24 protein-coding genes and 2 pseudogenes are annotated in these 25,881 nt (G+C 63.7%); 14 read left to right on the forward strand and 12 right to left on the reverse strand.

Annotated features, from left to right (window positions below; all coding sequences use genetic code 11):
• From A5906_RS45370 to A5906_RS31375, 6 genes are all read left to right on the forward strand, one after another.
• Positions 1-1,679: chromosome segregation SMC family protein (locus A5906_RS45370; protein ID WP_430642429.1), on the forward strand; the 1,679-nt coding region annotated here is incomplete at its 5' end.
• Positions 1,680-1,789: 110 nt separating this feature from the next.
• The gene (locus A5906_RS31355; RefSeq protein WP_136615619.1) at positions 1,790-2,767 is read left to right on the forward strand and encodes a small ribosomal subunit Rsm22 family protein; all 978 of its coding nucleotides are present in this window, start codon (positions 1,790-1,792) and stop codon (positions 2,765-2,767) included.
• A 138-nt stretch (positions 2,768-2,905) separates the two neighbouring features.
• On the forward strand, positions 2,906-3,466 hold the full coding sequence (locus A5906_RS31360) for a LemA family protein (protein ID WP_080139052.1): 561 nt from the start codon (positions 2,906-2,908) through the stop codon (positions 3,464-3,466).
• Between the two features lie 32 nt (positions 3,467-3,498).
• A complete protein-coding gene (locus A5906_RS31365) occupies positions 3,499-4,719 on the forward strand; it encodes a M48 family metallopeptidase (protein ID WP_080139053.1) in 1,221 nt (406 codons plus the stop codon).
• Between the two features lie 209 nt (positions 4,720-4,928).
• Positions 4,929-5,681: a P-loop NTPase family protein gene (locus A5906_RS31370; RefSeq protein WP_027558136.1), complete on the forward strand. Its 753-nt coding sequence runs from the start codon at positions 4,929-4,931 to the stop codon at positions 5,679-5,681.
• Between the two features lie 60 nt (positions 5,682-5,741).
• Entirely contained in the window at positions 5,742-6,410 is a 669-nt protein-coding gene (locus A5906_RS31375) for a hypothetical protein (protein WP_080139054.1), read from the forward strand.
• A gap of 40 nt (positions 6,411-6,450) precedes the next feature.
• On the opposite strand, the gene A5906_RS31380 is transcribed toward A5906_RS31375, so the two are convergent.
• The 5 genes from A5906_RS31380 to petA form a co-directional block, all read right to left on the reverse strand.
• A complete protein-coding gene (locus A5906_RS31380) occupies positions 6,451-6,990 on the reverse strand; it encodes an adenine phosphoribosyltransferase (protein WP_018323310.1) in 540 nt (179 codons plus the stop codon).
• Positions 6,991-7,137: 147 nt separating this feature from the next.
• Complete coding sequence (locus tag A5906_RS31385; RefSeq protein WP_080139055.1) at positions 7,138-9,303, reverse strand: anthranilate synthase component I; 2,166 nt, start codon at positions 9,301-9,303, stop codon at positions 7,138-7,140.
• A gap of 316 nt (positions 9,304-9,619) precedes the next feature.
• Positions 9,620-10,294: a dienelactone hydrolase family protein gene (locus A5906_RS31390; RefSeq protein WP_080139056.1), complete on the reverse strand. Its 675-nt coding sequence runs from the start codon at positions 10,292-10,294 to the stop codon at positions 9,620-9,622.
• Between the two features lie 253 nt (positions 10,295-10,547).
• On the reverse strand, positions 10,548-12,611 hold the full coding sequence (gene fbcH / locus A5906_RS31395; RefSeq protein WP_080139057.1) for a cytochrome b/c1: 2,064 nt from the start codon (positions 12,609-12,611) through the stop codon (positions 10,548-10,550).
• A 62-nt stretch (positions 12,612-12,673) separates the two neighbouring features.
• Positions 12,674-13,204, reverse strand: coding sequence for a ubiquinol-cytochrome c reductase iron-sulfur subunit (gene petA / locus A5906_RS31400; protein WP_011085272.1), 531 nt, complete (start codon positions 13,202-13,204; stop codon positions 12,674-12,676).
• Positions 13,205-13,485: 281 nt separating this feature from the next.
• Here petA and A5906_RS31405 point away from each other — a divergent pair, with 281 nt between their 5' ends.
• The 7 genes from A5906_RS31405 (at position 13,486) to A5906_RS31435 (ending at position 18,306) form a co-directional block, all read left to right on the forward strand.
• Positions 13,486-13,968: a tRNA (cytidine(34)-2'-O)-methyltransferase gene (locus tag A5906_RS31405; protein ID WP_080139058.1), complete on the forward strand. Its 483-nt coding sequence runs from the start codon at positions 13,486-13,488 to the stop codon at positions 13,966-13,968.
• 10 nt (positions 13,969-13,978) lie between these two features.
• Positions 13,979-14,611, forward strand: coding sequence for a 7-carboxy-7-deazaguanine synthase (gene queE / locus A5906_RS31410; RefSeq protein ID WP_080139059.1), 633 nt, complete (start codon positions 13,979-13,981; stop codon positions 14,609-14,611).
• 18 nt (positions 14,612-14,629) lie between these two features.
• Complete coding sequence (locus tag A5906_RS31415) at positions 14,630-14,995, forward strand: 6-pyruvoyl trahydropterin synthase family protein (RefSeq protein ID WP_080139060.1); 366 nt, start codon at positions 14,630-14,632, stop codon at positions 14,993-14,995.
• A gap of 16 nt (positions 14,996-15,011) precedes the next feature.
• Positions 15,012-15,899 carry an oxygen-dependent coproporphyrinogen oxidase gene (gene hemF, locus A5906_RS31420; protein ID WP_186465183.1) on the forward strand — a complete coding sequence of 296 codons (888 nt, stop codon included), beginning with the start codon at positions 15,012-15,014 and terminating at the stop codon, positions 15,897-15,899.
• A gap of 8 nt (positions 15,900-15,907) precedes the next feature.
• Positions 15,908-16,639, forward strand: a complete 732-nt coding sequence (locus tag A5906_RS31425; RefSeq protein WP_245327001.1) for an HAD family hydrolase — start codon at positions 15,908-15,910, stop codon at positions 16,637-16,639.
• 224 nt (positions 16,640-16,863) lie between these two features.
• Positions 16,864-17,985, forward strand: coding sequence for a hypothetical protein (locus A5906_RS31430; protein WP_136615622.1), 1,122 nt, complete (start codon positions 16,864-16,866; stop codon positions 17,983-17,985).
• Positions 17,986-18,096: 111 nt separating this feature from the next.
• Positions 18,097-18,306 (forward strand): YodC family protein, encoded by a 210-nt coding sequence (locus A5906_RS31435; RefSeq protein WP_080139063.1) that lies wholly within the window; start codon positions 18,097-18,099, stop codon positions 18,304-18,306.
• A gap of 185 nt (positions 18,307-18,491) precedes the next feature.
• Here A5906_RS31435 and A5906_RS42740 read toward each other — a convergent pair whose 3' ends face one another.
• Together A5906_RS42740 and A5906_RS31440 are read right to left on the reverse strand one after the other, a co-directional pair.
• Positions 18,492-18,650 carry a hypothetical protein gene (locus tag A5906_RS42740; RefSeq protein WP_161495458.1) on the reverse strand — a complete coding sequence of 53 codons (159 nt, stop codon included), beginning with the start codon at positions 18,648-18,650 and terminating at the stop codon, positions 18,492-18,494.
• A 148-nt stretch (positions 18,651-18,798) separates the two neighbouring features.
• Positions 18,799-19,617, reverse strand: a complete 819-nt coding sequence (locus A5906_RS31440) for an alpha/beta fold hydrolase (protein ID WP_080139064.1) — start codon at positions 19,615-19,617, stop codon at positions 18,799-18,801.
• A 550-nt stretch (positions 19,618-20,167) separates the two neighbouring features.
• Between A5906_RS31440 and A5906_RS31445 the strand changes: the two genes are divergently transcribed.
• Positions 20,168-21,091, forward strand: a complete 924-nt coding sequence (locus tag A5906_RS31445) for a LysR family transcriptional regulator (protein ID WP_080139065.1) — start codon at positions 20,168-20,170, stop codon at positions 21,089-21,091.
• An 11-nt stretch (positions 21,092-21,102) separates the two neighbouring features.
• Here A5906_RS31445 and A5906_RS31450 read toward each other — a convergent pair.
• The 5 genes and pseudogenes from A5906_RS31450 to A5906_RS31470 form a co-directional block, all read right to left on the reverse strand.
• Positions 21,103-21,374, reverse strand: a pseudogene (locus tag A5906_RS31450) (IS5/IS1182 family transposase); the annotation flags it as partial.
• A 21-nt stretch (positions 21,375-21,395) separates the two neighbouring features.
• Positions 21,396-22,640, reverse strand: a complete 1,245-nt coding sequence (locus A5906_RS31455; RefSeq protein ID WP_347337626.1) for a glycosyltransferase — start codon at positions 22,638-22,640, stop codon at positions 21,396-21,398.
• Between the two features lie 257 nt (positions 22,641-22,897).
• Positions 22,898-23,116: pseudogene (locus A5906_RS31460) on the reverse strand (c-type cytochrome); the annotation flags it as partial.
• Between the two features lie 84 nt (positions 23,117-23,200).
• Complete coding sequence (locus A5906_RS31465) at positions 23,201-24,151, reverse strand: MBL fold metallo-hydrolase (RefSeq protein ID WP_080139067.1); 951 nt, start codon at positions 24,149-24,151, stop codon at positions 23,201-23,203.
• A 218-nt stretch (positions 24,152-24,369) separates the two neighbouring features.
• Entirely contained in the window at positions 24,370-25,815 is a 1,446-nt protein-coding gene (locus tag A5906_RS31470) for an IS1182 family transposase (protein WP_136615447.1), read from the reverse strand.
• Positions 25,816-25,881: the final 66 nt, after the last annotated feature.

Consider the following 25,881-nt stretch of genomic DNA (forward strand, 5'->3'; position numbering starts at 1 on the left):
CGCAGCTCAAGACCGGCCAGCGGCTGGTCTCGCCCGAGGGCGACGTCTGGCGCTGGGACGGCTTCGTCGCCGCGGCGCACGCCCCGACCGGTGCCGCACGCCGCCTCGCCGAGCGCGCCCGCCTCGTCGACATCGAGAACGAGCTGGAGCAGGCCCGCATCGACGCGCAGATCAAGCGCCAGGCGCTTGAGAATGCCGAGTCCGAGCTGCAGATCGCCGCCAGCACCGAAGGCGCCAGCCGCGAGGCCTGGCGCGCCGCGCAACGCGAGCTCAACGCTGCGCGCGAGCGCCACGCCACCGCCGAGCGCGAGATCAGCCGCCACGCCGCCCGCAAGGCGACGCTGTCGGAAGCGCACAGCCGTCTCGCCGCCGACCGCGCCGAGGCCGAAGCTGCGCATGAATACGCCGCCGCCGGCATCTCCGAGCTGCCGTCGAGCGAGGACACCGAGACCCGCCTCGCCGCCGTCCGCAGCGACATTGAAGCCCATCGCCGCATGGCCGCCCAGGTCCGGGCCGAAGCGCAGGCGCTGGCGCGCGAGGCCGAGCTGGCCGACCGCCGCGTGCAGGCGATCCTCGCCGAGCGCACCGAGTGGCAGAACCGCAAGGAGAGCGCGGCCTCCCACATCGACACCATCCAGGCCCGTATTGCCGAACTCACGATCGAGCGCAGCGACCTCGAAAACGCGCCGCAAGTGTTCGCCGAGAAGCGCAGCGCGCTGATCACCGAGATCGAATACGCCGAGAACGACCGCCGCATGGCCGCCGACGCGCTCGCCACCGCGGAAAGCGCGATGGCGGAGACCGATCGCGTCGCCAAGCTGACGCTCGAAGCGCTGTCCAGCGCCCGCGAGGCCACCGCGCGCGCCGAAGAGCGCATGGAAGGCGCCCGCCGGCGGCTGGAGGACATCGAGCGCGAGATCCGCGACATGCTGGAGGTCGAACCGCAGGCCGTCGCCGGCCTCGCAGAGATCGAGCCCGGCGCGGAGCTGCCGCCGCTGCACGACATCGAGGAAGACCTCGAAAAGATGCGCCGCGACCGCGAACGCCTCGGCGCCGTCAATTTGCGCGCCGAGGAAGAGCTGCGCGAGGTCGAGACCCAGCACACCGGCCTCGTCACCGAGCGCGACGACCTGGTCGAGGCGATCAAGCGGCTGCGCCAGGGCATCCAGAGCCTCAACAAGGAAGCGCGCGAGCGGCTCCTGACTTCGTTCGAGGTCGTCAACAACCACTTCAAGCGCCTGTTCGTCGAGCTGTTCGGCGGCGGCGAGGCCGCGCTGCATTTGATCGAGAGCGACGACCCGCTGGAAGCCGGTCTTGAAATCATCGCCAAGCCGCCGGGCAAAAAGCCGCAGACGCTGTCGCTGCTTTCGGGCGGTGAGCAGGCGCTGACCGCGATGGCGCTGATCTTCGCGGTGTTCTTGACCAACCCCTCGCCGATCTGCGTGCTGGACGAAGTCGACGCACCGCTCGACGACCACAACGTCGAACGCTACTGCAACCTCTTGCACGAGATGACCGGCTCGACCGACACCCGCTTCATCATCATCACGCACAACCCGATCACCATGGCGCGGATGAACCGCCTGTTCGGCGTCACCATGGCCGAGCGCGGCGTTTCGCAACTGGTGTCGGTGAGCCTGGCCGAGGCGGTGGACATTCTCGACCAGAACGTGGCGTGATATCTTTGCCGTCATTCCGGGGCTCGCGCAGCGAGAACCCGGAATCTCGCGCCACAATCTCCAGATCCCGGGTGCGCGCGACGCGCGCCCCGGGATGACGGTGGGCCATCATGATCTCCCCCACCCTCCCCGCCGAATTGAAAGCCGCGCTCGACGGCAAGCTTCAGGGCTTCTCCCGCACCGACGCCGCCCAGCGCTCGCAGAAGATCTCGACCGCCTATCGCGCCGGTGGCAGCTCCAGCACGATCAAGTTGGAGGCCGACGCCCTCGCTTATGCGCTCGCGCGCATGCCGGCGACTTACGCTTCTGTCGCCGCCAGCCTGAATGCGCTGACCGAGATCGCACCTGGCCTTGCGCCTGAAACGCTGCTCGACGTCGGCGCCGGCCCGGGCACCGCGAGCTGGGCCGCCGCAGAAGCGTTTCCGTCGCTGCGGGACTTCACCCTGCTCGACGCCAACGCCACCCTGAGCCGGCTCGCGCTCGAACTCGCGCGCGACAGCACGCGCCTCGCGGAGTGCCGCTACCTGCCCGGCGATGCCGGCGGCAACCTCGGCGAAGTCTCGCAAGCCGATCTCGTGATTGCCAGCTACATCATCGGCGAGCTCAACGAAGGTGATCAGCGCAAGCTCGCGGAGGCGATGTGGGCGAAAGCGCGCCACGCACTGGTCGTGATCGAGCCCGGCACGCCCGCCGGCTACGCCCGCATCCTCGCGCTGCGCCAGCAGCTGATCGCGGCGGGTGCCTACGTCGCCGCCCCATGCCCGCACGAAAAACCCTGCCCGCTCACCGCGCCCGACTGGTGCCACTTCTCCCAGCGCCTGCCGCGCTCACAGGCGCACCGGCAGATCAAGGGCGCCGACGTCCCGTTCGAAGACGAGCGCTTCATCTACGTCGCCCTGACCCGCGCGCCGCCCGCGGCGCGCGCCGCGCGCGTGCTGGCATCGCCGGATGTCGGCAAGGCCGAGATCACGGCGAAGCTTTGCACCGAGCACGGTGTCGTCCTGACGAAGGTGCCACGGCGCGACAAGGCCGCCTATGCAAGCGCCCGGCGCTGGCGCTGGGGCGATGCAGTCATTGCCGAAAGTTAACCTCGTTCGGGGCTTTTGCCTTGAACTCGGATGGCTCCCGATCCGACCAAGCCTTACCTCCCTCTGCGCCGGGGCTCTCGCTCCGCGCCAATTTGGTCTAGGCTAGCGGCCGCCTTCTTCCCCCTTCAGGAGTCCTCCATGTCGACCGGCTGGATCGTTCTCGGCGTCATCGTCGTCCTCGTGTTCCTGGCGTTCAGCGCCTACAACCGTCTGGTGGCGCTGAGCCAGCGCGTCAGCCAGGCCTTTGCCGATATCGACGTCCAGCTCAAGCAGCGCCACGACCTGGTCCCGAACCTGGTCGAGACCGTGAAGGGCTATGCCTCGCATGAGCGCGGCACGCTCGACGACGTCATCAAGGCGCGCAATTCGGCGATGTCGGCGCAGGGCCCGGCGCAGGTGTCCGCGGCCGAGACCCAGCTCTCCGGCGCGCTCGGCCGGTTGATCGCGCTGTCGGAGGCCTATCCGGACCTCAAGGCCAACGCCAACTTCCAGCAGCTTGCCAGCGAGCTGTCGGACCTCGAGAACAAGATCGCGGCGAGCCGCCGCTTCTTCAACAACGCGGTTCAGGAATACAACACCGGCATCCAGCAGATGCCCGCCGCCTTGTTCGCCGGCATGTTCGGCTTCACCAGCAAGGATTTCTTCGATCTCGGCGCCAGCCGCACCGAGGTCGAGGCTGCGCCTCAGGTGAAGTTCTGATTTGAGCCGATAGGCCGGCAGGGCATCGCGTCATGGCCGCGTATGGTCTCTACACGCACATCGCCTCGAACAAGTTTCGTTCGATGCTGCTGCTCGCCGGTCTGTTCGCGCTGGTCTACGTGCTGGTCTATGCCGGTGCGCTGATCGCCGAAGTCCTCATCAACAGCGACGGCACCGTCGCCTATTATCTGAACCGGGCCTTCTACGACCTGCTCAAGGCCGCGCCCGTTGCGACGGTCGTCACGGCGCTCTGGGTCGTGATCGCCTATTTCTTCCATCAGTCGATGATCGATGCGGTGACCGGCGGCCATGACGTCACCCGGCAGGAAGAGCCGCGGCTCTACAACCTGCTCGAAAATCTCTGCATCTCGCGCGGCATCACCATGCCGAAACTGAAGATCATGGAGAGCCCGGCGCTCAACGCGTTCGCGACCGGCCTCAATCCGCGGCAATATTCGGTCACCGTGACCACCGGCCTCCTCAACGCGCTGAACGACAAGGAGATCGAGGCGGTGCTGGGTCACGAACTGACCCACATCAGGAACGGCGACGTGCAGCTGATGGTGGTGGCCGTCATCATCGCCGGCGTGGTCGGCTTCTTCGGCGAATTGTTCTTCCGCCTGTTCACCAATTTCAGCTGGAACTCGGGCGGCTCGTGGTCCTCGGGCTCCTCCTCGTCGTCACGGTCGTCCTCGTCGTCGAGCGACAGCAAGAGCTCCGGCGGCGGCGCGGTGATCGTCATCATCATCGCGGTCGTGCTGATCGTGGTAGCCTGGCTGATGTCGCAGGTGGTGAAGCTCGCATTGTCGCGTTCGCGCGAATATCTCGCCGACGCCGGCTCCGTCGAGCTGACCAAAGACCCTGATGCCATGATCTCGGCGCTGCGCAAGATCGAGAACCGTGGCGAGCTGCCGGGCGCGACCTCGGCGGTGATGGAGCTCTGCGTCGACAATCCGCGCGAGGGCTTTGCCGATCTGTTCGCGACCCACCCTTCCGTGCAGTCCCGGGTCGATGCCCTCGTCAAGTTCGCCGGCGGCCACGACCCCGGTCCGCTGCCGGACCCCGCTGAAGAGACGGATCAGGCCGAGACGGAACAACCCGAGGCGCAGGCCAACCCGCAGGACATCTCGCCGGTGCCGCCGCATGGGCCATGGGGCGATGCGGCCGGGCCGGCCGGTCCTCCGCCCGTCCCCGCGCCAAGCCCCTCAGGCGCCCCGGCAGGCAATCCGATGGGACCGTGGGGCCGTCACTGAGCCACGCGATCGCCCACGGTTCGTTGCGGGTTTGACACCGATCGGGAAAAACCTCGGGAATTGCGACAACCGGCGCCCGAGGATTTGAATTCTCCCTTGTTTCTGCCATGTTCGCGCCCAACAGCAGACTCGGGACGTCTTTTGGGACATCGATTTGGGGCCCGGCCGATTGCGACCTCGCGATCGGGGGCGCGCGTTAGGGGACAGCAATGGCAAAGCCGGCAGTGGTTGTGGTGGGCGCGGACAAGGGCGGGGTCGGCAAGACCACGGTATCGCGCACCCTGCTCGATTATTTCTCAGCCAACAACGTGCCGACCCGCGCGTTCGACACGGAGTCGCCGCGCGGAACCTTGAAGCGCTTCCACCCCGACATCACCGAGATCGTCGACATGACGACGACGGCCGACCAGATGAAGATTTTTGACACGCTCAACGCTGTCAGCCCCTCGGTCACCGTCATCGACGTCCGCGCCGGCCTGCTCTCGCCGGCGCTGGCTTCGCTCCGCGACATCGGCTTCCTGGACGCCGCCAAGGCCGGCCAGATCACCTTCGCGGTGTTCCACATCCTCGGCCCCTCGATCGCCTCGCTGGAGGAGATCGCGGAGACCGCGGGCTTCATGACCGGCGCAAAATATTTCCTGGTCAAGAACTTCATCAACGACACCCAGTTCTTCCAATGGGACCAGGCGACCTACAATTCCTACTTCCACCGTATCAAGGACGCGACCGAGCTCACCATCCCCAAGCTCAACGAAATGGCCTATGAGCAGGTCGAGGTGTCCTCCGTCCCGTTCCTGAAGTTCGTCGCCAACAAGGGCATCAGCGACGAGGCCGCGAACTATTCGTTCGTGCTGCGCGGCTATGTCCGGCACTGGCTGGCCAACGTCTGGAGCGAGTTCGACCGCATCCGGCTGACCGACATCGTCGGTTCGAAGCCCGTCACCCGCAACAGCGAAAAATAGTTGCGCGAGGCGGGCTGATACGGCTGGATTGGGCCGTGAGTTGGCCTGATATAGCTGCTGATGCCCGCTACGCCCGTCTACATCATCTGCTCGCCCCGCCCGCAGGTCGGCAAGACCCTGCTGGCGCGACTCTTGAGTGAATTCCTGCTGCTCAAGAACGGCAACGTCGCGGCCTTCGACGTCAATCTGAAGGAGCCGTCGCTACTCGACTACTTGCCGAAGATCACCGAGACCGCCGACGTGATCGACACCTACGGCAAGATGCAGCTGATGGACCGCGTCATCGTCGACGACGGCCTCGCCAAGGTGATCGACCTCGGCTTCCACGCCTTCGACGAGTTCTTCAAGATGACCGAGGAGATCGGCTTGCTCAAGGAGGCGGCGCGCCGCCACGTCGCGCCCCAAATCCTGTTCGTCGCCGATACCGACCGCGTCTCGGCGCGCGCCCATGAGATGCTGCGCGGACAGATCCCGCGGATGAACCTGATCACCGTGGACAACGAATATGTCGTGCGCGGCGAGCTGCCCGCCGCGATGGCAGGCGGCCGGCTGTTCCGCCTGCCCGCCCTGCCCGGCTTCCTCAAGACCTATATCGACCGGCTCAGCTTCTCCTTCACCGGCTATCTGCGCCAGGAGAAGGATTCCTCGACCGAACTGCACCAGTGGACCCGGAGGAATTACCTCGCGTTCCGGGAGCTCGAGCTCAACCTGATCCTGCAGCGGTCGTAGAGAGCAATGACGCGGGCGAAGTCCTCCGCCCGCTTGCCGCTCAATGCCCCTCGAATGTCATCAGCGTGCGCACCGGCACGTCCATGGCGCGAAGCTTGGCGGCGCCGCCGAGCTCGGGCAGGTCGATGATGAAGCAGGCGGCGACGACGTTGGCGCCGATCTGGCGCAGCAGCTTCACGGCGCCCTCGGCGGTGCCGCCGGTGGCGATGAGGTCGTCGACCAGGATCACTCGCTCGCCGGGCTGAATCGCGTCGACATGCATCTCCATCTCGTCGATGCCGTATTCGAGCGAGTAGGCAATGCGCACCGTGGTGTGCGGCAGCTTGCCCTTCTTGCGGATCGGCACGAAGCCGGCCGAGAGCTGATGCGCCACCGCACCGCCGATGATGAAGCCCCGCGCCTCCATGCCGGCGACCTTGTCGATCTTGTTGCCGGCCCAGGGATTGACGAGTTCGTCCACCGCGCGGCGGAAGGCGCGCGCGTCGGCGAGCAGGGTCGTGATGTCGCGGAACATGATCCCCGGCTTGGGATAGTCGGGAATGGTACGGACGCTCGCCTTGATGTCGTGGTCAAAGGTCATGGTTATCTCGCTCTGGCTTCTCCACCGTCATTGCGAGCGAAGCGAAGCAATCCAGTTCTTCTCCGCGGCAACAGTCTGGATTGCTTCGTCGCCAGCGCAACATTGCTTCGCAATTTTGCGCTGGCTCCTCGCAATGACGATACTCACTCATTTCGCCCCAGCATCCAGCCGGAACGCGTTTTCGACAATACGCAAGCCCACCTCGCCGCCGAGCGACATCAGCGATTCAGGATGGAATTGCACGCCGGCGACCGGCAGGGTCTTGTGCTCGAGCGCCATGGCAACGCCGTCCTCGGTGCTCGCGGTGACGTTGAGCACCTCCGGCATGCTGTCGCGCTCGACGAAGAGCGAATGATAGCGGCCGATGACGATCTCGTTCGGCAGGTTGCGCATCAGCCGCCCGCCGCGCACCTGGACCCGCGAGGGCCGGCCGTGGGCGGGATGGGTGAGCTGGCCGAGCTCGCCGCCGAAATATTCGCCGATCGCTTGTACGCCGAGGCAGACGCCGAACACCGGCAGCTGCTTCTCCAGCGCCGCATCGATGGTCTTCCTGATCCCGAAATCCTCAGGGCGCCCAGGGCCGGGCGACAGCACCAGCAAATCCCACCTCTTCTGCTTGAGCATGTCGAGCGCATGCACATAGCGGACCACGGTGACGCTGGCGCCGACCTGACGGAAATAGTCGGCGAGCATATGCACGAAGCTGTCGTCGTGGTCGATCAGCAGCACCTGCTTGCCCGACCCGGTGGCATCGGGCGCGAAGGTCGAGAGCGGCTTCGGCGGATCGCCGCGCAGCGCCTGGAACAGCGCGGCCGCCTTGACCTGGCACTCGCGGTCTTCCGCGGCGGGATCGGAGTCGAACAGGCAGGTGGCGCCGACACGCACCTCGGCGAGGCCATCCTTCATGCGGATGGTGCGGATGGTGAGGCCGGTGTTGATGCTGCCGTCGAAGTTCACCGCGCCGATTGCACCGGCATACCAGCGCCGCGGCGAGCGCTCGTGATCCTCGACGAACTGCATCGCCCACAGCTTCGGCGCGCCGGTGACGGTGACGGCCCAGGCATGGGTGAGGAAGGCATCGAGCGCGTCGAAGCCGGGGCGCAGCATGCCCTCGACGTGATCGACGGTGTGGAACAGCTTCGAATAGGTTTCGATCTGGCGGCGTGCCAAGACCTTGATCGTGCCGGGCACACAAACGCGCGCCTTGTCGTTGCGGTCGACGTCCGTGCACATGTTGAGCTCGAACTCGTCCTTCTCCGAGTTCAGGAGCTGGCGGATCTGCTCGGCATCGCCGATCGCGTCGGTGCCACGCGCGATCGTGCCCGAAATCGGGCAGGTCTCGACGCGGCGGCCGTCCGAGCGCACGAACATTTCCGGCGAGGCCGAGACGAGAAACTCGCCTTCGCCGAGATTCATCAGCGCGCCATAAGGCGACGGGTTGATCACGCAGAGACGCTGGAACACTTCGGCCGGCGAGCGGTCGCAGGGCTCGGCGAAGAGCTGGCCCGGCACCGCCTCGAACAGGTCGCCCCGGGCAAAGGCCGCGCGCGCGGTCTCGACGGTCGCCTGATATTCGCCGGGGGCGTGATCGGCAAAACCCTGGCGCGGCGTCTTCAGATAAGGACTGTCGGCGGTCTCGCGCGGCAGGCCCTCGGTGGACTTGCCCTTCCAGGCGAAATCGTAAGTGAGCACCACGCCGCGGCCGGTGGCGCGGTCATAGGCCAGCAGGCGGTCGGGCACGTACAGCACGATGTCGCGCTGGTCCTGCTCGCGCGGGCGCTTCTGCACGAGGTCCTCGATCTGGAAGACGAGGTCGTAGGCGAAGGCGCCGAACAGGCCGAGCAGCCCGTCGTCATTGGCGGAGAAGGCGGCGATGAGGTCGCGCACCAGCGACATCACGCTGGCGCGGCGGGTACGCTGGTCCTCCTCGACCGGCGCATCGCCGCGGATGATATGGCCGGCAAGGCGCGTCGCGGTCTTCTCGGAGATCACGACGCAGGGCTCGCGCAAGACGTCGCCGAGGAAGGCGATCAGCACCTGGCCGCGCGCATTCAGCGCTTCCAGCTTGAAATTGACGCCGGTGGTCTCGAGCTTGAGCGGCGGATCGGAGAAGCCGAGGTCAAAACTCTCGTAGCGGCCGGGCACGGTCGTGCCCGAGGACAGCACCACGCCGCGGCGGCGGTCGAGCAGGTTGACCAGATCGTCGAGCCTGCTTGCGCCGCCGGTAAACTGCTCCGCCACGCGCGTGATCGCGAGACCTGCGCGGGTCGCGTACTCACTTCTGGCCGGGAGAGCAAAGACTGTCCTGTTCATGTGATCCTCTTGGGGTCCTCTTACGAGACTTGCCGAGGGAACGCCACACAGGACAAACGATCAGGCCGCCGCGCTGTGCTGGCGACCTTCGACGATTTTGAGAATAGAAATCGCACCGGCCACCTCTTTAGGAGGTGCGCCACCAAAGACGGGCTGGGCGGACGGCGGTGCTCATGGGGTCGATACTCACCATGGCGGGGGGGCGGCGTCAAGGGTGGCGCCGGTGCCGTAGCCCGGATGGCGCAGCGTCGATCTCCCTTGTCGTCCCGGCCTGCGCGGGGACGACACCGAGATTGTGGCGCTACCGTGCGTAGCCCTACCCCAGATGCTTCCGGAAAAACTCCGTCGCCCGGCCCCAGGCGAGCTCGGCGGCTTCGCGGTCGTGCACGGCCTGGCGCTGCTCGTTGACGAAGGCGTGCTCGGCGTCATAGCGGAACAGCTCCAGTGACTTGCCGGCGGCCTTCATGGCCTTTTCGAAGCCATTGACCAGCTCCGGCGTGCACCAATCGTCCTTGTTGGCGAAATGGGCCTGGAGCGGGATCTTGACGTCGGCCGGCTTGGCGGCCTGCTCCGGCGGGATGCCGTAGAACACGACGCCGGCGGCAAGCTCCGGAATCTTCGTCGCGCCGATGATGGTTACGGCGCCGCCGAGGCAGAAACCGGTCAGCCCGACCTTGGCGCCGTTGCGCGACAAATACTGCGCGGCGCCGCGCACGGTCTGCGTGGTGGCGTCCATGAAGTCGAGCGAATTCATCTCCTTGTTGGCGGAATCCGTGTCGTGATACGGCACCACCTTGCCCTTATAGAGGTCGGGCGCCAGCGCATCGAAGCCGGCGAGCGCGAAGCGGTCGCACAGGCCCTTGATCTGGTCCGACAGGCCCCACCATTCCTGGATCACGACCACGCCCGGCGCGTTACCGCGCGCGGCATTGGCGAGATAGCCCGCGGCATCCTTGCCGTCCGGACGCTTGAAGGTGATGGCGGTTCCCATGGTGTCCTCCGGTGAGTTTCTGGGAGAGCGTTTGGCGGTATTTTGGCGGCTGTGCGCGCGATAGGCAATCGCGCCGAACAACACACTCTCGTGCCCCGGATGCTGCGCAGCGCGCCGCCCCTTGCGGCGTGAGGCGCCGCTGATGCGGCTACGAGCACACTGGGTCCCGGCGCGCGCTTTGCGGGTCCGGAACACGGGGCCCAACAAAAAGCCCCCTTCCGGGGGCTTTTTCATTTCGTCTGTCTCGCGCCGCTCAGTGCGAGTCAGCCCAGACCTTCTTCTTGGTGAAGTACATCAGGCCAGCGAAGATGATCAGGAACACGAAGACCTGGAAGCCGAGGCGCTTGCGTGCCTCCATGTGCGGCTCGGCGGTCCACATCAGGAACGTGGTGACGTCCTTGGCGTACTGCGCGACCGTGGTCGGCGAGCCGTCGTCATAGGTCACCTGGCCGTCGCTGAGCGGCTTCGGCATCTTGATGGCGTGGCCCGGGAAGTACCTGTTGAAGTAGGAGCCCTCCGGGATAGTCACCCCCTCCGGCACGTGATCGTCAAACCCCTGGAGCACCGCCGCGACGTAGTCCGGACCCTGCTCCTGGTACTGGGTGAAGAAGTCGAAGATGAACCAGGGGAAGCCGCGCTTGTAGGAGCGCGCCTTGGTGATCAGCGACAGGTCGGGCGGAGCCGCACCACCGTTCGCCGCTCGCGCGGCCTGCTCGTTCGGGAATGGCGAGGGGAAATAGTCCGCCGCCCGCCCCGGGCGCTCGAACATTTCACCCGCATCGTTCGGACCGTCCTTGACCTTGTAGTCGGAGGCGAAGGCCGCCACCTGCGCCACGGAATAGCCGGGACCGCCGGGATCAGCGAGATTGCGGAAGGCGATGAAGGACAGGCCGTGGCAGCTGGCGCAGACCTCCTTGTAGACCTTCAGACCGCGCTGGAGCGCGCCACGATCGAACTTACCGAAGGGGCCGGCGAACGACCATTTGTTGGCCGGCGGCTGGTCGCTGCCTTCGGACGCGCGTGCGTCCTGCAGGCTGCCGAGGAACAGCGCGCCGGCGGCGACGATCGCGACCATCACGGAAGCCACCGCTTTGCCGCCCTTGCTCAGGATCGCTTCCGAGATCGAGTTCGGCACCGGCCGCGGCGTCTCGATTCGCGAGAGCAGCGGCAGCACTATCAGGAAGTAGGCGAAGTAGCAGACCGTCAGGACGCGGCCGGCAATCACGTAGATGCCCTCCGGCGGCTGCGCGCCGAGATAGCCAAGCAGGATGCAGACGGCGACGAAGATCCAGAAGAACTGCTTGGCGAGCGGGCGGTACTTCGACGACCTCGTCTTTGCTGCGTCGAGCCAGGGCAGGAAGCACAGGATGATGATCGCCGAGAACATCCCGATGACGCCCGCGAGCTTGTTCGGGATCGAGCGCAGGATCGCGTAGAACGGCAGGTAATACCATTCCGGCACGATGTGCGGCGGCGTCACGCCCGGGTTCGCCGGAATGTAGTTGTCGGCATCGCCCAGATAGTTCGGCATATAGAAGATGAACCAGGCGTAGAGCAGCAGGAAGCAGGACACGCCGAACATGTCCTTGATGGTGGCATGCGGCGTGAACGGCACCGTGTCCTTTTCCGTCTTCGGCTCGACGCCGTCAGGATTGTTCTGGCCGGCGACGTGCAGTGCCCAGACGTGGAGCACGACGACGCCCGCGATCAGGAACGGCAGCAGATAGTGCAGCGAGAAGAAGCGGTTCAAGGTCGGGTTGCCGACCGAATAGCCGCCCCACAAAAGCGTCACGATGCTCTCGCCGACATAGGGAATGGCGGAGAACAAATTGGTGATGACGGTGGCGCCCCAGAAGCTCATCTGGCCCCACGGCAGCACGTAGCCCATGAAGCCGGTCGCCATCATCAGGAGGTAGATGATGACGCCGAGGATCCACAGCACCTCGCGCGGCTCCTTGTAGGAGCCGTAATAGAGGCCACGCAGCATGTGGACGTAGACCGCGAAGAAGAACATCGACGCGCCGCAGGCGTGCATGTTGCGCAGCAGCCAGCCGTAGTTCACGTCACGGACGATCAGCTCGACCGACTTGAAGGCGAGGTCGGCGTGCGGCGTGTAGTGCATCGCCAGGATCACGCCGGTCAGGATCTGCATCCCCAGCATGAAGGAGAGGATGGCGCCGAAGGTCCACCAATAGTTCAGGTTACGCGGGGTGGGATAGACGACGAAGGAAGAGTGCATGAGGCCGAGGATCGGCAGGCGCCGCTCGATCCATTGCAGGGCCGGATTGCTCGGCTGGTAGTCGGATGGTCCGCTCATGATGCGATCCTGAGGAAATAGTACGACGAGACGGCGCGAAGCTTCGGACGTGGGTCCGAAGCTCAGCCGATCTGGATTTTGGTGTCGGAAACGAACTGGTACGGCGGCACCGGCAGGTTCGCGGGCGCGGGCCCCTGGCGGATGCGGCCGGACGAATCGTACTGCGAACCATGGCAGGGGCAGAAGAACCCGTCGTAATTGCCTTCATGTGCGATCGGGATGCACCCGAGATGGGTGCAGATGCCGATCACGACCAGCCACTGCTCGTGGCCGGACTTGACCCGGGCCTCGTCGGACTGCGGATCGGGCAGGCTCGCCACGTTGACGGCACGCGCCTCGTCGATCTGCTTCTTGGTGCGATGGCTGATGTAGATCGGCTTGCCGCGCCAGAACACCTTGATGTCCTGGCCCTCGGCGATCGGGCTGAGATCGACCTCGATCGGCGCACCGGCGGCGATGGTCGAGGCATCGGGATTCATTTGAGAGATGAAGGGCCAGAGCGCGGCTGCGCCCCCTACTGCTGCAGCTGCCCCCGTTGCAACGAATAAGAAATCACGGCGTGTCGGATGGTCCGCCGAAGACGCTGTCGTCACGATTCCAACCCTTTCTTCTTATGCTGCCGGTGGAACCGCTCCGGGAGCCCCCCAAAGGTCCCCAGAACAGTGCTGCCGGCGCCCGCGGCCCCCCGCGGCGGCAGAACTTGGCTTGTCCCCACCAAAACAGGGCGAAAACAGCAGTCCAGAATCGTTCTATTGGCACCCTTGCCGGGCGAGCGCAAGCCCGCTAACGGCGGGGAAGCGTGCAATGCACGAATTCCCGGGCGAGCGATGTTTTATTGAGACATTTCCGGCCCGCAACCCACCCGCTAGCGCCCATGCAGATCGCACTTTTCCAGCCCGACATCCCCCAGAACACCGGCACGATTCTCAGGCTTTGCGCCTGTCTGGGCATGGCTGCCCATATCATCGAACCGGCAGGGTTCCCGGTCTCCGACCGGCATTTCCGCCGGGCGGGAATGGACTACCTCGACCATGTCAGCATTACCCGCCACGACTCCTGGACGAAGTTCGAGGACTGGCGCGCGGCACAAGGCTACCGCCTGCTGCTGTTCACCACCAAGGCCGCCTCCGATTACCGCGATTTTCATTACCAGACCTCGGACATCCTGCTATTCGGACGCGAGAGCGCCGGCGTCACCGACGCGGTGGTCGAGGCCGCCGATGCGCGGCTGGTGATCCCGGTCATGCCGGGGCTGCGATCGCTCAATGTCGCCATGAGCGCGGCGATGGCCGCAGGCGAGGCGCTGCGGCAGATCCGGAACCCGAGCGGTCCACCGGATTGCGGTCCACAGGATTGAGGAGAGACCAGTGAGTTACGCGGTCAAGGAGATCTTCCTGACCCTGCAAGGCGAAGGCGCCCATGCCGGGCGCGCGTCGGTGTTCTGCCGGTTTGCCGGCTGCAATCTCTGGAGCGGCCGCGAGGCCGACCGGCAGTCAGCGACCTGCAAGTTCTGCGACACGGATTTCGTCGGCACCGACGGCACGCTCGGCGGCCGCTACGCTTCGGCTGCGGACCTCGCGGACACGATCGCTGCGCAATGGACCGCCTCCAAGCACAACCGCTATGTGGTGCTGACCGGCGGCGAGCCGCTGCTCCAGGTCGACGACGCCCTTATCGCGGCGCTCCATGCGCGCGGCTTCGAGATCGGCGTCGAGACCAACGGCACGATCGCGGCGCCCGACGGGCTCGACTGGATCTGCGTCAGCCCCAAGGGCGGCAGCGAACTCGTGCTGCGCCGTGGCCACGAGCTCAAGCTGGTCTATCCGCAGGCCCTCGCAGCGCCCGAGACTTTCGAAGGCTTCGCCTTCGAGCGCTTCTCACTGCAGCCGATGGACGGTCCCGAGGTTATCCAGAACACCGCACGTGCCATCGACTATTGCCTGCAGCATCCGCAATGGCGGCTCAGCGTGCAGACGCATAAATCGCTCGGCATCAGATAGGATTGGGTTTTCGAACAGATGTGGGAATTGACGAAATCGTTCCGCTTCGAGGCGGCGCATTCGCTGTCGGGAACGACCTTTGGCGCAGCCAGCGAAGAGATCCACGGCCACTCCTTCCGCGCCGAGGTGACCGTGCGCGGCACGCCCGACCCTGAGACCGGCATGGTCGTCGATCTCGGCCTGCTCCAGCGCGCCATCGAGGATGTCCGCCTGGTGCTCGACCACAAATTCCTCAACAAGATCGAGGCGCTGGGCAAGCCGACGCTGGAAAACCTCTCGCGCTTCGTCTGGGAGCGGCTACAGCATATCGGCAAGCTGACCCGCGTCAGCATCCACCGTGACAGTTGCAGCGAGAGTTGCACCTATTACGGTCCGCAGGGCTGACGACATGGCATCGACGATGGACCCGACCTTGATCGACGACCGCAAGGGCCGCGCCCGCGCCTGGTTCGAGACCTTGCGCGACGACATCTGCACCAGCTTCGAGCGCCTCGAGGATGACGCGCCGCAAGCGCTTTATCCCGGCGAGGCCGGCCGCTTCAAACGCACGCCCTGGCAGCGCACCGACCACACCGGCGCGACGGGCGGCGGCGGCGTGATGTCGATGATGCATGGCCGCCTGTTCGAGAAGGTCGGCGTGCACTGCTCGACCGTGCACGGCGAATTCGCGCCCGAGTTTCGCGCGCAGATCCCCGGCGCGGCGGAGGACCCGAAGTTCTGGGCCTCCGGCATCTCGCTGATCGCGCACATGCGCAATCCGCACGTCCCCGCCGTGCACATGAACACGCGCTTCGTCGTCACGACAAAAGCCTGGTTCGGCGGCGGCGCCGATCTCACGCCGGTGCTGGATCGCCGGCGCACGCAGGAGGATGCGGACAGCATCGCCTTCCATGCCGCGATGAAAGAAGCCTGCAACCAGCCGGGCGGCGTTGTCGACTACGACAAGTACAAAAAGTGGTGCGACGAATATTTCTACCTGCCGCACCGGAAAGAGGCGCGCGGCATCGGCGGCATCTTCTACGACTGGCACGACAGCGGCGATTGGGACGCCGACCTCGCCTTCACCCGGGATGTCGGCCGCGCCTTCCTGAAGGTCTATCCCGACATCGTCCGGCGCAATTTCGCTGATACCTGGACCGCCGCGGACCGCGAGGAGCAACTGGTCCGGCGCGGCCGCTATGTCGAGTTCAACCTGCTCTACGACCGCGGCACCATCTTTGGGCTCAAGACCGGCGGCAATGTGGACTCCATCCTGTCGTCGCTGCCACCGGAGGTGAAGTGGCCATGAGCGTCCCGATGCCACCGCTCCCCCGCGCCATGCTGATCGACATGGACGACACCATCCTGTCGGCCTATGGCCGGCCCGAGATCGCCTGGAACACGATCGCGAACGAGTTCGCCGAGGAGCTTGCGCCGCTGCCGCCGGCGCAGGTCGCGACCGCCGTGCTGGCCTTCGCGCGAAACTTCTGGGCCAACGCGGAAGCCGCCTGGCGAATGAAGCTCGCCGAGGCGCGGCACCTCACGGTCAAGGGCGGCTTTGCCGCGCTTGCGGCGGCCGGCCATCGCGCCCTGCCCGACGACCTCGCCATCCGCCTCGCCGACCGCTTCACCGCCTATCGCGAGGAGGAGATGTTCGTGTTTCCCGGCGCCCATGAGGCGATCGACAGGCTGAAGGCGCTCGGCATCAAGCTCGCGCTGGTCACCAATGGCGCCGCCGACATGCAGCGCGCCAAGGTCGAGCGGTTCGAGCTCGCGCACCGCTTCCACCACATCCAGATCGAGGGCGAGCACGGTTTCGGCAAGCCCGAGGAGCGCGCCTATCTGCACGCGATGGACGCGCTCGGCGTCACCGCCAAGGACACCTGGATGATCGGCGACAATCTGGAATGGGAAGTCGTGACGCCGCAGCGCCTCGGCATCTATGCGATCTGGATGGACGTGCATGGCGACGGCCTGTCCGAAGGCTCGACCGTCAAGCCCGACCGCATCATCCGCTCGCTGACCGAACTGGTGCCGGACCATCCCTAACCGGTTAAAACAAAACTCGCGAAAACAACCCCATGCACAGTAGCCGGCTGCCGCGAAATCAAAGGCTTACGGATTTTACGAAACTCGTTTGACCCGTCGGGCAAAACAGGGGCATAATGCCATCGTCGGGGCGTGCGGCGGACAGGCTTCCGCGTGAGCCGGATGCGATGCCCCGACGGCCGATGCGCGATTCCGGACAACTTCCCTGCCCCACTTGAAGTGAAATGCCTCACAATCCGCAATCCGGGATTGCGGTACGCTTGCCACACGGGGCGTGGAGTAAGTTGGAGGCAGCAATGGAGCAGGACCTTCCGAAGGACACAGCACAGACGCAGCCGCCGGCGGGCGCGTGGCAAAGGATACTTTCCTGGGATAGCCGCCTGTCGGTCACCAAGGGATTGACGGCCGTCACCCTGCTGACCGGCTTCCTCGGCGGATACTTCCAGTATCTGAACTCCTACGAGCAAAAGGTCGGGGAGCAGGCCAAGGCCGACATGGACAAGGCAACGGAAACCTTCATCGATATCTCGAACGCGTTCGCCGAGGTGCAGACGCAGCAGGAGAACCTGTTGCTCGGACAATTCGGTTCGCTGAGGGTGCAGGCAAGCCCTGCCTTCATACCTGTGGACGCGAAAACGCTCGAACCCGCGCCTGACGACTACTCGAAATCACGTGCGACGTTGAAGCGTAACGGCCCCATCTTCGCGCGCAAGGCGGAGATCTACATCGATTGGGCGAGCGATATCGACCGCGATCCGGCAGGGGACCACACCCTCGATCAGGACCCCCTGACCGCAACGCTGCTCACGAAATACAATTTCGATTGCGACTCCGAAGCCAACCTGCCGCAGTTCAAGGGCGCCATCTACGGCGGGGGCGATCCGGGCCGCCCCACTGAAGAACTCTGTAACGACCCGACGGCCGACGGGTTGAAGGCCTACGTCAATCTCTGTGCCAGACGGTCGGACGGGACGATCGACCCCTTGCAGAAGGTCGTCACCATCAACTGGTGGAGTGCCAAGCACCACGTTCTGGTGATGCACCATTGCTTCGAGGCGCTCCGCAGCCAACTGAACCCGCTGCAAGTCCCGGCATCGAACAACGGTCTCTCCAACGATCACAAGCCGGAGATGACAAGGCCGCAGGACACTGGCGAGCACAGGTTGCAGCTCCAGGCCCGTCGGCTCGACGCATTCATGACGCTGACCATGTCACGGCTGGACCTCATCAGGGTGCGCTACCGCCCGACCGGCTTCTTCTGTCACGTTCCGGGGGTACGCGATGCGGTCGGCTATTTCAGCAACAAGTGCCTGCCGATCCCTCCGGCCACGAAGGAGCGCGCCTGAAAACGGCGCGCGAGACACAGGCCCGATTTCCTGACGCGCGCCCTCGCGTGATCGGCGTGTCATGACCGCCTGCTAGCCTCCGCCGGATCGATCAACCCGAAAGGACAATCCATGGAATTGAAAGCCGGCGACGTCGTGATGCTGAAATCCGGCGGCCAACCGATGACTGTCGCGGAGGTCAAGGAGGAGGAAGTGCTCTGCCTCTGGATGGGCATGGAAGGCGACCTGTTCCGCGAGACGCTGCCGCTCGCCACGCTGGCGCAAGTGGAGGAAGAGGACGAGGAAGAGGAAGACGACGACGAGGACGAAGACGAGGAGTAGAAACAACCAGGGGTGTGGACTCATAAATCGTGAAACGGGCCTGGCTAATGCCCGCTTGTGCTCCAGTGGCGGCCTAAAAGCAGACATACGGGGGCTGCCCAAAAGCGGCCGTCGCACACCGTCTCTTGAACTGGAAGGAGAGGCCGCCTTGCAAACGGCATCTCCTTCGCGCGGGAAACGTCAACTTACTTCGACCAGCCTTTTTGAACCGCGGCAACGGCCTTGCGGATGACCTCGATAACGAGAAGCAGTGAGCTGTCCTCGCCGCGAAGGCCCTGCAGCGCGATGGAAATCTTGTCCTCGGCGAAAAGAGGCCCACGCGTCTGGAGCCGCGTGTCTTTCATGACTGTTTCGACAGGGGTTTTGGCCGGCGAATTTTCGAGGAGGGTTTGAGCTTCTTGTTCGTTCCTTCGTCACTGCGGCGGAACCCGAACCCTCCTCAATGTACACCCCTAAACGTTTAGCGTAGGCGATAGTGGATGAGAGATGTCGTCAAGACCTGATGAACGAGAGCAGGTCGGGGTTGAGGACATCCGCGTGCGTGGTGAGCATGCCATGGGGGTAGCCGGGATAAGTCTTCAGCGACCCGTTCTTGAGCAGGTTGACCGCACGCGGCACTGAACTTGCGAACGGGACGATTTGATCAGCCTCGCCGTGCATCACCAGCACCGGCACGGTGATCTTCTTGAGGTCTTCGGTATAATCTTCGAGCCAAGAGTCGACGGTTGCGTAATGAGCGAGGGCACCGCCGGCCATGCCTTGCCGCCACCAGTTCGCAATGACCGCCTCCGAAGGCTTCGCCCCATCCTGGTTGTAGCCGTAGAACGGATTTTCAGGGACGAAACGGTAAAACTCCGAGCGGTTGCCCAGCACGCCTGCCCGGATCGCTTCGAACCAATCCGGCGGTCGACCGGACGGGTTGTCCTCGCTCCGGTACATGTTCGGCGTCAGTGAAGCGACCAGCGCCGCCTTCGCGACGCGCTCCTGGTGGCGAGCGACATAGCGAGCCACCTCACCGCCACCTGTGGAGTGGCCGATGTGGATCGCGTCGCGCAGGTTGAGGTGTTCAGTCAGGGCGGCGAGGTCGGCAACCCAGTGGTCCATGTCGTTGCCGGTGCTGGGCTGGTCGGACCGGCCGTGACCGCGCCGATCGTGGGCGATCACCCGGTAGCCGTGGCGAAGGAAGAAGGTCATCTGGGCGTCCCAGTCGTCCGCTGTCAGCGGCCAGCCGTGGCTGAAAACGATCGGCTGGCCTGAGCCCCAATCCTTGTAGAAGATGTTTACGCCGTCTGTAGTCGTGATCGTGGACATCGAGTCGCTCCATCTAGCGCTGTTAGACATCTTATTGAAGAGATAGCGATTGATTGATCCATTGAGCCACGCGTCTCAATTTTGCGGGCGGAGTTCGAGATTTAAAGGCCCCAGCGAGCCCTCGCCTTGGCAACACTCGATCGCCGACGCGTTATCGGCCGAATTGGCCCGGCAATATTCGCCGTTCCTGCGCATTTGTGCGCGTTTCCTGCTAAATAAGGCAAACCACGGGCGCGACCTGCCAAGGCGACCGTAGCGACAACACATTGCATCGAGGCGGGCTTCAACGAACCGGGGTCGATCCGCCGATGTTCGACCCGCAGATCCCCCCACTCGAGCGGACGATGAATGTGGGTGTCAGCCCCGAACCGATGATCAAGAGATGGCATCACGACGCTGGTTGCTCCTTTAGATCGGTCGTCCCAAAAGCCTGATCGACGCGACCGCCGGCGACCTCGATCCTGAACCCGAGCGACGGTAGATCTCCCTTATGCTGACGACAAAGACCTTGTAAGTTGCGACCTATGCCTTGAAAGTATAGCGAGGGCGGATGGAACTACGGCATTTGCGCTATTTCATTGCCGTCGCGGAGGAAGGCAGCTTGCTGACCGCTGCCCAGCGGCGTCTGAACACTTCGCAGCCGTCGCTGAGCCGGCAAATTCGCGATTTGGAATCCGAAGTCGGCGTGCAGCTACTGGAGCGGCAGGCGCGCGGCGTGGTGCTGACCGATGCCGGAAGAGTTTTCCTCGATCACGCACGGCTGGCGCTGTTGCAGGTCGAGGCGGCGACAGATGGCGCCCGGCGAACCGCACAGCCGCAAAGGCCCGTCCTTTCCATGGGGTTCATGGTCGGGCTGGAGGTCATGTGGCTTCCCCACCTGTTGCGCATTCTCCGCGAGGAGGAGCCGGAGATCGAAGTCACCCTGTGTAGTCAGTCTTCCCCAGAACTCGCGCTCGCGTTGACACGCGGAAAGTTGGACGTCGCCTTTCTCCGTCGCGAGAAACAGAGCACGGGCCTGACCTTCAAGTTGCTGGCGAAGGAGCCCTTGATCGCGGTGCTTCCGGCCGACCATCACCTGGCCTCGCGTAAAAGGATTCGGCCACAGGATCTTGTCCGCGAGATCTATGTCAGCTCGGCGAGAACGTCTCCGGTATTGCACGCTGTGATTCAGGATTATGCGTCGAAGGTTGGGATCGTGCTCAAGGCAAAGTATGAAGGCGAGAACATATCGTCGGCCATGTCGCTAGTCGCATCCACGGGCGGAGTGACTCTCGTTCCGCTCTACGCGCAAAATATGCTGGCGCCAAACGTCGTTGCCAGAGCGCTCGAGGGCGTCCCACCAACCGTCGATCTCACGCTCGGCTACAACCAGGCAAATTCCTCTCCTTTGCTCTACCGGCTTTTGTCCCGCGCGGATGAATTGGTCGCGAACGTTCAAAATCAGAGCATCATTCGTTACGTTGAAGCTGACTAAGACGTGGATCATTAGTGCGGAAGCCATAACCTGATCGAGGCAGGCCGAACGAAGGCAAGGTTGTTCGCCGCCAGCTTGTCGCAGCGCGTCGCCACCCGGCGGATTGTTTAATCCCGCTGAAGAACCGCTCGACTTGGTTGAGAGCGCGGTAGAGATACGGGCTGTAGCAGATCGGATCACTTCGATTGCTCTTTGGCGGGACGTTCGCCCACGCGCCTTTCTTCGTTGCAGGCTTCCTGATCCAATCTGCGTCATCGCCACCGTCAGCAAGCACCATCGAGCCGTACGGTGCGCTTCCAAATCGTCAGGCCGATTTGCGAAGCGACAGCTTGTTCGGTTGCTGTCTCGCCGCGCGGCCAATGGCGGCGATCGCTTCCATCTCGCCGACGAGGCCGGACCGCTCGATATCGGCCTTCATGGCCTCGCCGAGGAGACCGGCCGCCATCCTGAATTGTGGCTCTGCAATCAATCGGTTCACCGCCGCGGCAATGTCCGCTTCAGAGGCGGTTGGCGGCAATTGAAGCCCTGCGCCCTTCGCCTCGATGCGCGCGGCGTTGGCGTCCTGGTCCCGCCCCTTCGGCAGAATGAGCTGCGGCAGTCCGTTGATGAGTGAACGCGCGGTCGTTCCGTGGCCGCCCTGCGATATCACCACGGAAACATCTTTCATCACCAGGTCATGGGACGTGCCCTTGACCACATACACGTTCTTCGGAGCCCTGAGATCGGCGACGTCCAGATTGGGACCCGCCGTCGCAAGGGCATCGATCTCGAGCATCACCATCGCGTCGATGATGCGCTGAAACATGTCGCGCTGGCCTTGCGCACCCGTGCTGCATGCGATCAGCACGCGAGGACGATCCGACCGGGCCGACCACGGCGCTCGCCATGCCTCCCTTTCCAGGGACTTGGACCAGTTCGGGACATCGAGCAACGGTCCGACATAGCGGAAATTGTCGGGCAGCGAGTCAGCCTGAAAGTCGAACGCCTGACTGGTCGCGAGCAGGAGCCGGTTGGCGCGATCGAACAGATCGAACACATCCGCCAGCAGAGGAAGTCCGAGATCGGCACGCACGCGGTTGAGACCCGGCAGAAACGCGTTGATCGCTTCGGCCTGCCTGGCATTGGCGGCGTCGACTTCGGCGCGCTGTTGCGGCGTTTTCGGCTGACCCAATCCGCTGGTGACCGGCGGCATTCCCGGCAGCGGCCGAAGGCTGACATGAGGGGACAGCAGCGCGAAAGGCACGCCCGATGCCTCCGCTCCGAGCGCGCCACCAAAAAGCATGTCAAGCACGAGAACGGCATCCGTCGGCATCCGGCCGATCTCATCGCGGATATCGGCCGCATAGAGTGCGGCAGGATCGAAGATGGCCCGGCGTAAGAAGTCCTCTACGTCCGAGACATCGACCGGATCCGCGGCCGTTCCGGTCGGAGCGCGGCGCCATGTGACGAATGCAAAGCCGGAAGCCTCGACTTCGGAGCGCATCGCCGGATCCGCCATCACCCGGATGCGGTGTCCGTTCTGGCGCAACCGCCGCGCCGCAGTCAGCATCGGGCTCATATTTCCGAGGGTTCCCCACGACGCCAGCAAGAAATCATACGACATCCCAGAATCTCTCCATCGCTTGCCCGCGCCTGCGCGCGGGTCCCGCCAAGAATGAAGCGGCGTGCGCTACTGAACGATGTCGCTTCAGTTTGAGATGGTTACGCCTGTAAGGGAGGACGGCCGCCTGTGGGCGCAAAGCGGACATTTGAGTTGATGGCGGCAGGCAGACATTCGCATGTCTGCCTGTTGCGCCTGTCGGCTCTTCACCTGATCTTCGGCCTGATGGCGTCGACGGTCCCCTGTATGAAGGCCTGGAGTTTGACGACGTCCCCTTCCTTCAGCTTGCCGCTGAAATCCGGCATGCCCTGGTCGCGGAACGGACCGTGGAAGAGGATGTTCCTCAGATTGGCAATCGCCTCGGAGCCGACGTAGCCGAGATTGACGATGTTGCCGCCCCGATCGACGCCGGGCACACCATGGCAGGCGCCAAGCGGACCTTAGTGATTTGTGCCGCGAGTTCGCAGATGGGCCAACGCGGTCATCGGCTTGCTCTGGGATGGCTGGTGCTATTGGGCCGTGTGGGAGGGACGTCTAACAACGACCTCATGACCTACTTCGATGACCATCAAATCTTCACCGACTTCCAGAGGGCCACGATAGTTCTTGCGCGTACCCGGCACGAGATCGTCGGCCGTGGCTGTCGGCAATACTATGTGAGAATAGAGAGCCAACCGCGGTTTAGCCTTTTCGAATACTTCCCCAGCCTGCTCGGGAGTGACGTGGTGTCCGACAATTGTTTTCATGCGCTCGGCCGGAATACCGGCACGTTGAAAAGACTCCGGCGACGCGACTTCGTGCACCAGAAGATCAACGCCTTCCGCCGCGCGGATGAGGTTGTCGGAAATTCGGGTATCACCTGATAGAACAACCGAGCGGCCTGCATAATCAATCCGATAGCCGTAAGCCGGCTCGACCGGTGCATGGTCGACTTTGATCGCCGTTACTCTCACGCCGTCTTGTTCATAAGCTACGCCTGCGCCGATCTCATGCGCGCTGACAAGAGCGCCCTCTGCCGGTGCCTTATCGTCAGACATTCTGAAACGAATATCGAACTCGAATGCTTGCCGAAGATGGCTGACCATGTTCTCGGTCCCCGGCGGTCCCCAAACCTCCAACGGTCGATTCCGCCTGCTAACAAGCCAGCCTGTCAGCCATGCATCAGGAAATCCGACGACGTGATCGGAATGAAGATGGGTAAAGAACACACCATTGATAGTCTCCCATCCAACCTTGATTTGAGTCATGCGCTGTATTGCGCCCCGGCCAGTATCGAAAAGAAACTTCTTGTTGCCGGCCTCGACCAGTATGCTCGGACCGAAACGATCCATCACTGGTGGAGGATTCCCTGTGCCCAGCAAAGTTACACGAATTTCCTGACTTCTTGCGGAGGCGGCTAAGAAAAATGAGACGGCCGCAAGAAGAAACATGCTCACTACCCTGACTGATGCAACCGACATTGCAGTCTCTCCAAGGAAAGTAAGTTACTTTAGAAAGGGAAAGATCTTACACAGCTTTGTGTCCGCTTCGGGTCTTGGGTGTGTGCAAACGGATAGGTCGGCACGCGGCCGTGATTCCAATCGTTGCAGGCGGCCGATGTCTCGCGTCGGAGCGTCCAATGACCGGCCAAAGTGGGTATCGCGGCGGGATATTGCGCTTTTGGAGGCCTTTCCGGCCTTCAGGCGGCGCGGATGGCTGCAATCAGGCTCGGTTTGCCGACGATGTTCATCACCCGCGTGAGGTTATAGGCGAGAACATGCAGCGCCATCTCAGCGGCGACATTCCGTAGCCGCTTCGTCAGGAAGTGGGTCGCACCCATACGGGCTTTGATCGTGCCGAAGGGATGCTCGACTGTCTCGCGCCGCCTCCGCATGGCGTCGGGATCGGAATCGAGCCGTCTCTGGACCTCCTCGACCACATGCTCATGCTCCCAGCGCGTGATGCGACGCTCCTTGGACGGCGTACATTGACTCTTGATCGCGCAGCCTTGGCACGCCGCTGTCGACCAGTAACGGCGCAGCGTCATGCCATGCTCGATGTTGGTGAAGTGATACGGCAGCAGCTGACCGGATGGGCAGCGGTAGACGTCCTCATCAGGCAGGTAGGCGAAGTCCTGTTTGCCGAACCGGCCCTCCGCCTTGGCGTTCGACGTCATGGGCTTGGGCAGCGTGACTGCAACGCCAGCCTCTTCGCAGGCCAATATCTCCTCTCCGTCGAAGTAGCCACGGTCGGCGACCGCCTCGAGTTTGTCCACTTCGAGCACTTCTTTGGCTTGCTTCGACATCCGAGCAAGCTGCCCACGGTCGTTGCCGACGTTTATAACCTCATGCGTAACAATCAGATGGTGTTCGGTGTCCACCGCGACCTGAACATTGTAGCCGACCACACCCGATCCGCGTCCGCTGGTGGCCATCGAACGGGCATCTGGATCGGTGAGCGATATCTGTTGATCCGGCGTGTTGCGCATCTGCGCATCAAGCACTTCCAGGCGGCTCATCTCCTGCTTCAGCCGAGCGATCTTTTCCTTGATCCTCGTCGTCTTGATGCTGATCGCTTCCGATGGATCCTGCCGATCGGCGCTATCGAGTTGACGCAGATATCGACCGACGCTTTCCTCGATCTGCGCCATCCGCCTCGCGATCTTGGCATGCGTGAAGTTGCGATCGCGGTTGTTCACTGCTTTGAACTTGCTGCCATCGATTGCGACGCTTGGGGTCTGCAACAGGCCCATTTGCCGGCATAGCGCAACGAACTTCGCACAAACCTTCCGGATCGCCGCGCCATTATCCTTCCGGAAATCGGCGATCGTCTTGTGATCGGGAGCCAGGCGCCCGATCAGCCACATCACCTCGACATTGCGGCGCGCCTCGCGTTCCAGGCGGCGACTGGATTGCACCCGATTGAGATAACCGTAGATGTAAAGCTTCAGAAGGACTGCTGGATGATAGGAAGGTCGGCCCGTCTCCTTCGCGATCACACGCTCGAATCCCATTCCATGCAGGTCGAGCGCCTCGACAAACACATCGATCACATGGACCCCGTTGCCCTCGTCTACCCAATCCTCCAGACATTCCGGCAAGAGCGTCAGCTGGGATCTGTCCGCGCCTTCAACGAAGCGTCCCATCCGTATCCCCCATTAGGAAACGGAGGAATCGTAACCGACTCGTGGCTTTTCACACAGCCAGGGTCA

The sequence above is a fragment of the Bradyrhizobium sacchari genome, from assembly GCF_002068095.1.
Lineage (GTDB): Bacteria > Pseudomonadota > Alphaproteobacteria > Rhizobiales > Xanthobacteraceae > Bradyrhizobium > Bradyrhizobium sacchari.

What these genes read in the sequence shown, in the direction of transcription:
- A5906_RS31370 (WP_027558136.1), top strand. Translation starts at nt 4,929, where the DNA reads ATGGCAAAGCCGGCAGTGGTTGTGGTGGGCGCGGACAAGGGCGGGGTC.
- A5906_RS31425 (WP_245327001.1), top strand. Translation starts at nt 15,908, where the DNA reads ATGCCACCGCTCCCCCGCGCCATGCTGATCGACATGGACGACACCATC.
- A5906_RS42740 (WP_161495458.1), bottom strand. Translation starts at nt 18,650, where the DNA reads ATGAAAGACACGCGGCTCCAGACGCGTGGGCCTCTTTTCGCCGAGGAC.
- A5906_RS31360 (WP_080139052.1), top strand. Translation starts at nt 2,906, where the DNA reads ATGTCGACCGGCTGGATCGTTCTCGGCGTCATCGTCGTCCTCGTGTTC.
- A5906_RS31380 (WP_018323310.1), bottom strand. Translation starts at nt 6,990, where the DNA reads ATGACCTTTGACCACGACATCAAGGCGAGCGTCCGTACCATTCCCGAC.
- A5906_RS31415 (WP_080139060.1), top strand. Translation starts at nt 14,630, where the DNA reads ATGTGGGAATTGACGAAATCGTTCCGCTTCGAGGCGGCGCATTCGCTG.
- A5906_RS31455 (WP_347337626.1), bottom strand. Translation starts at nt 22,640, where the DNA reads ATGCTGACTGCGGCGCGGCGGTTGCGCCAGAACGGACACCGCATCCGG.
- A5906_RS31470 (WP_136615447.1), bottom strand. Translation starts at nt 25,815, where the DNA reads ATGGGACGCTTCGTTGAAGGCGCGGACAGATCCCAGCTGACGCTCTTG.
- A5906_RS31385 (WP_080139055.1), bottom strand. Translation starts at nt 9,303, where the DNA reads ATGAACAGGACAGTCTTTGCTCTCCCGGCCAGAAGTGAGTACGCGACC.
- A5906_RS31405 (WP_080139058.1), top strand. Translation starts at nt 13,486, where the DNA reads ATGCAGATCGCACTTTTCCAGCCCGACATCCCCCAGAACACCGGCACG.
- A5906_RS31440 (WP_080139064.1), bottom strand. Translation starts at nt 19,617, where the DNA reads ATGTCCACGATCACGACTACAGACGGCGTAAACATCTTCTACAAGGAT.
- fbcH (WP_080139057.1), bottom strand. Translation starts at nt 12,611, where the DNA reads ATGAGCGGACCATCCGACTACCAGCCGAGCAATCCGGCCCTGCAATGG.
- A5906_RS31355 (WP_136615619.1), top strand. Translation starts at nt 1,790, where the DNA reads ATGATCTCCCCCACCCTCCCCGCCGAATTGAAAGCCGCGCTCGACGGC.
- A5906_RS31445 (WP_080139065.1), top strand. Translation starts at nt 20,168, where the DNA reads ATGGAACTACGGCATTTGCGCTATTTCATTGCCGTCGCGGAGGAAGGC.
- A5906_RS31435 (WP_080139063.1), top strand. Translation starts at nt 18,097, where the DNA reads ATGGAATTGAAAGCCGGCGACGTCGTGATGCTGAAATCCGGCGGCCAA.
- hemF (WP_186465183.1), top strand. Translation starts at nt 15,012, where the DNA reads ATGGACCCGACCTTGATCGACGACCGCAAGGGCCGCGCCCGCGCCTGG.
- A5906_RS31390 (WP_080139056.1), bottom strand. Translation starts at nt 10,294, where the DNA reads ATGGGAACCGCCATCACCTTCAAGCGTCCGGACGGCAAGGATGCCGCG.
- A5906_RS31365 (WP_080139053.1), top strand. Translation starts at nt 3,499, where the DNA reads ATGGCCGCGTATGGTCTCTACACGCACATCGCCTCGAACAAGTTTCGT.
- A5906_RS31430 (WP_136615622.1), top strand. Translation starts at nt 16,864, where the DNA reads ATGCCTCACAATCCGCAATCCGGGATTGCGGTACGCTTGCCACACGGG.
- A5906_RS31465 (WP_080139067.1), bottom strand. Translation starts at nt 24,151, where the DNA reads ATGTCGGTTGCATCAGTCAGGGTAGTGAGCATGTTTCTTCTTGCGGCC.
- A5906_RS31375 (WP_080139054.1), top strand. Translation starts at nt 5,742, where the DNA reads ATGCCCGCTACGCCCGTCTACATCATCTGCTCGCCCCGCCCGCAGGTC.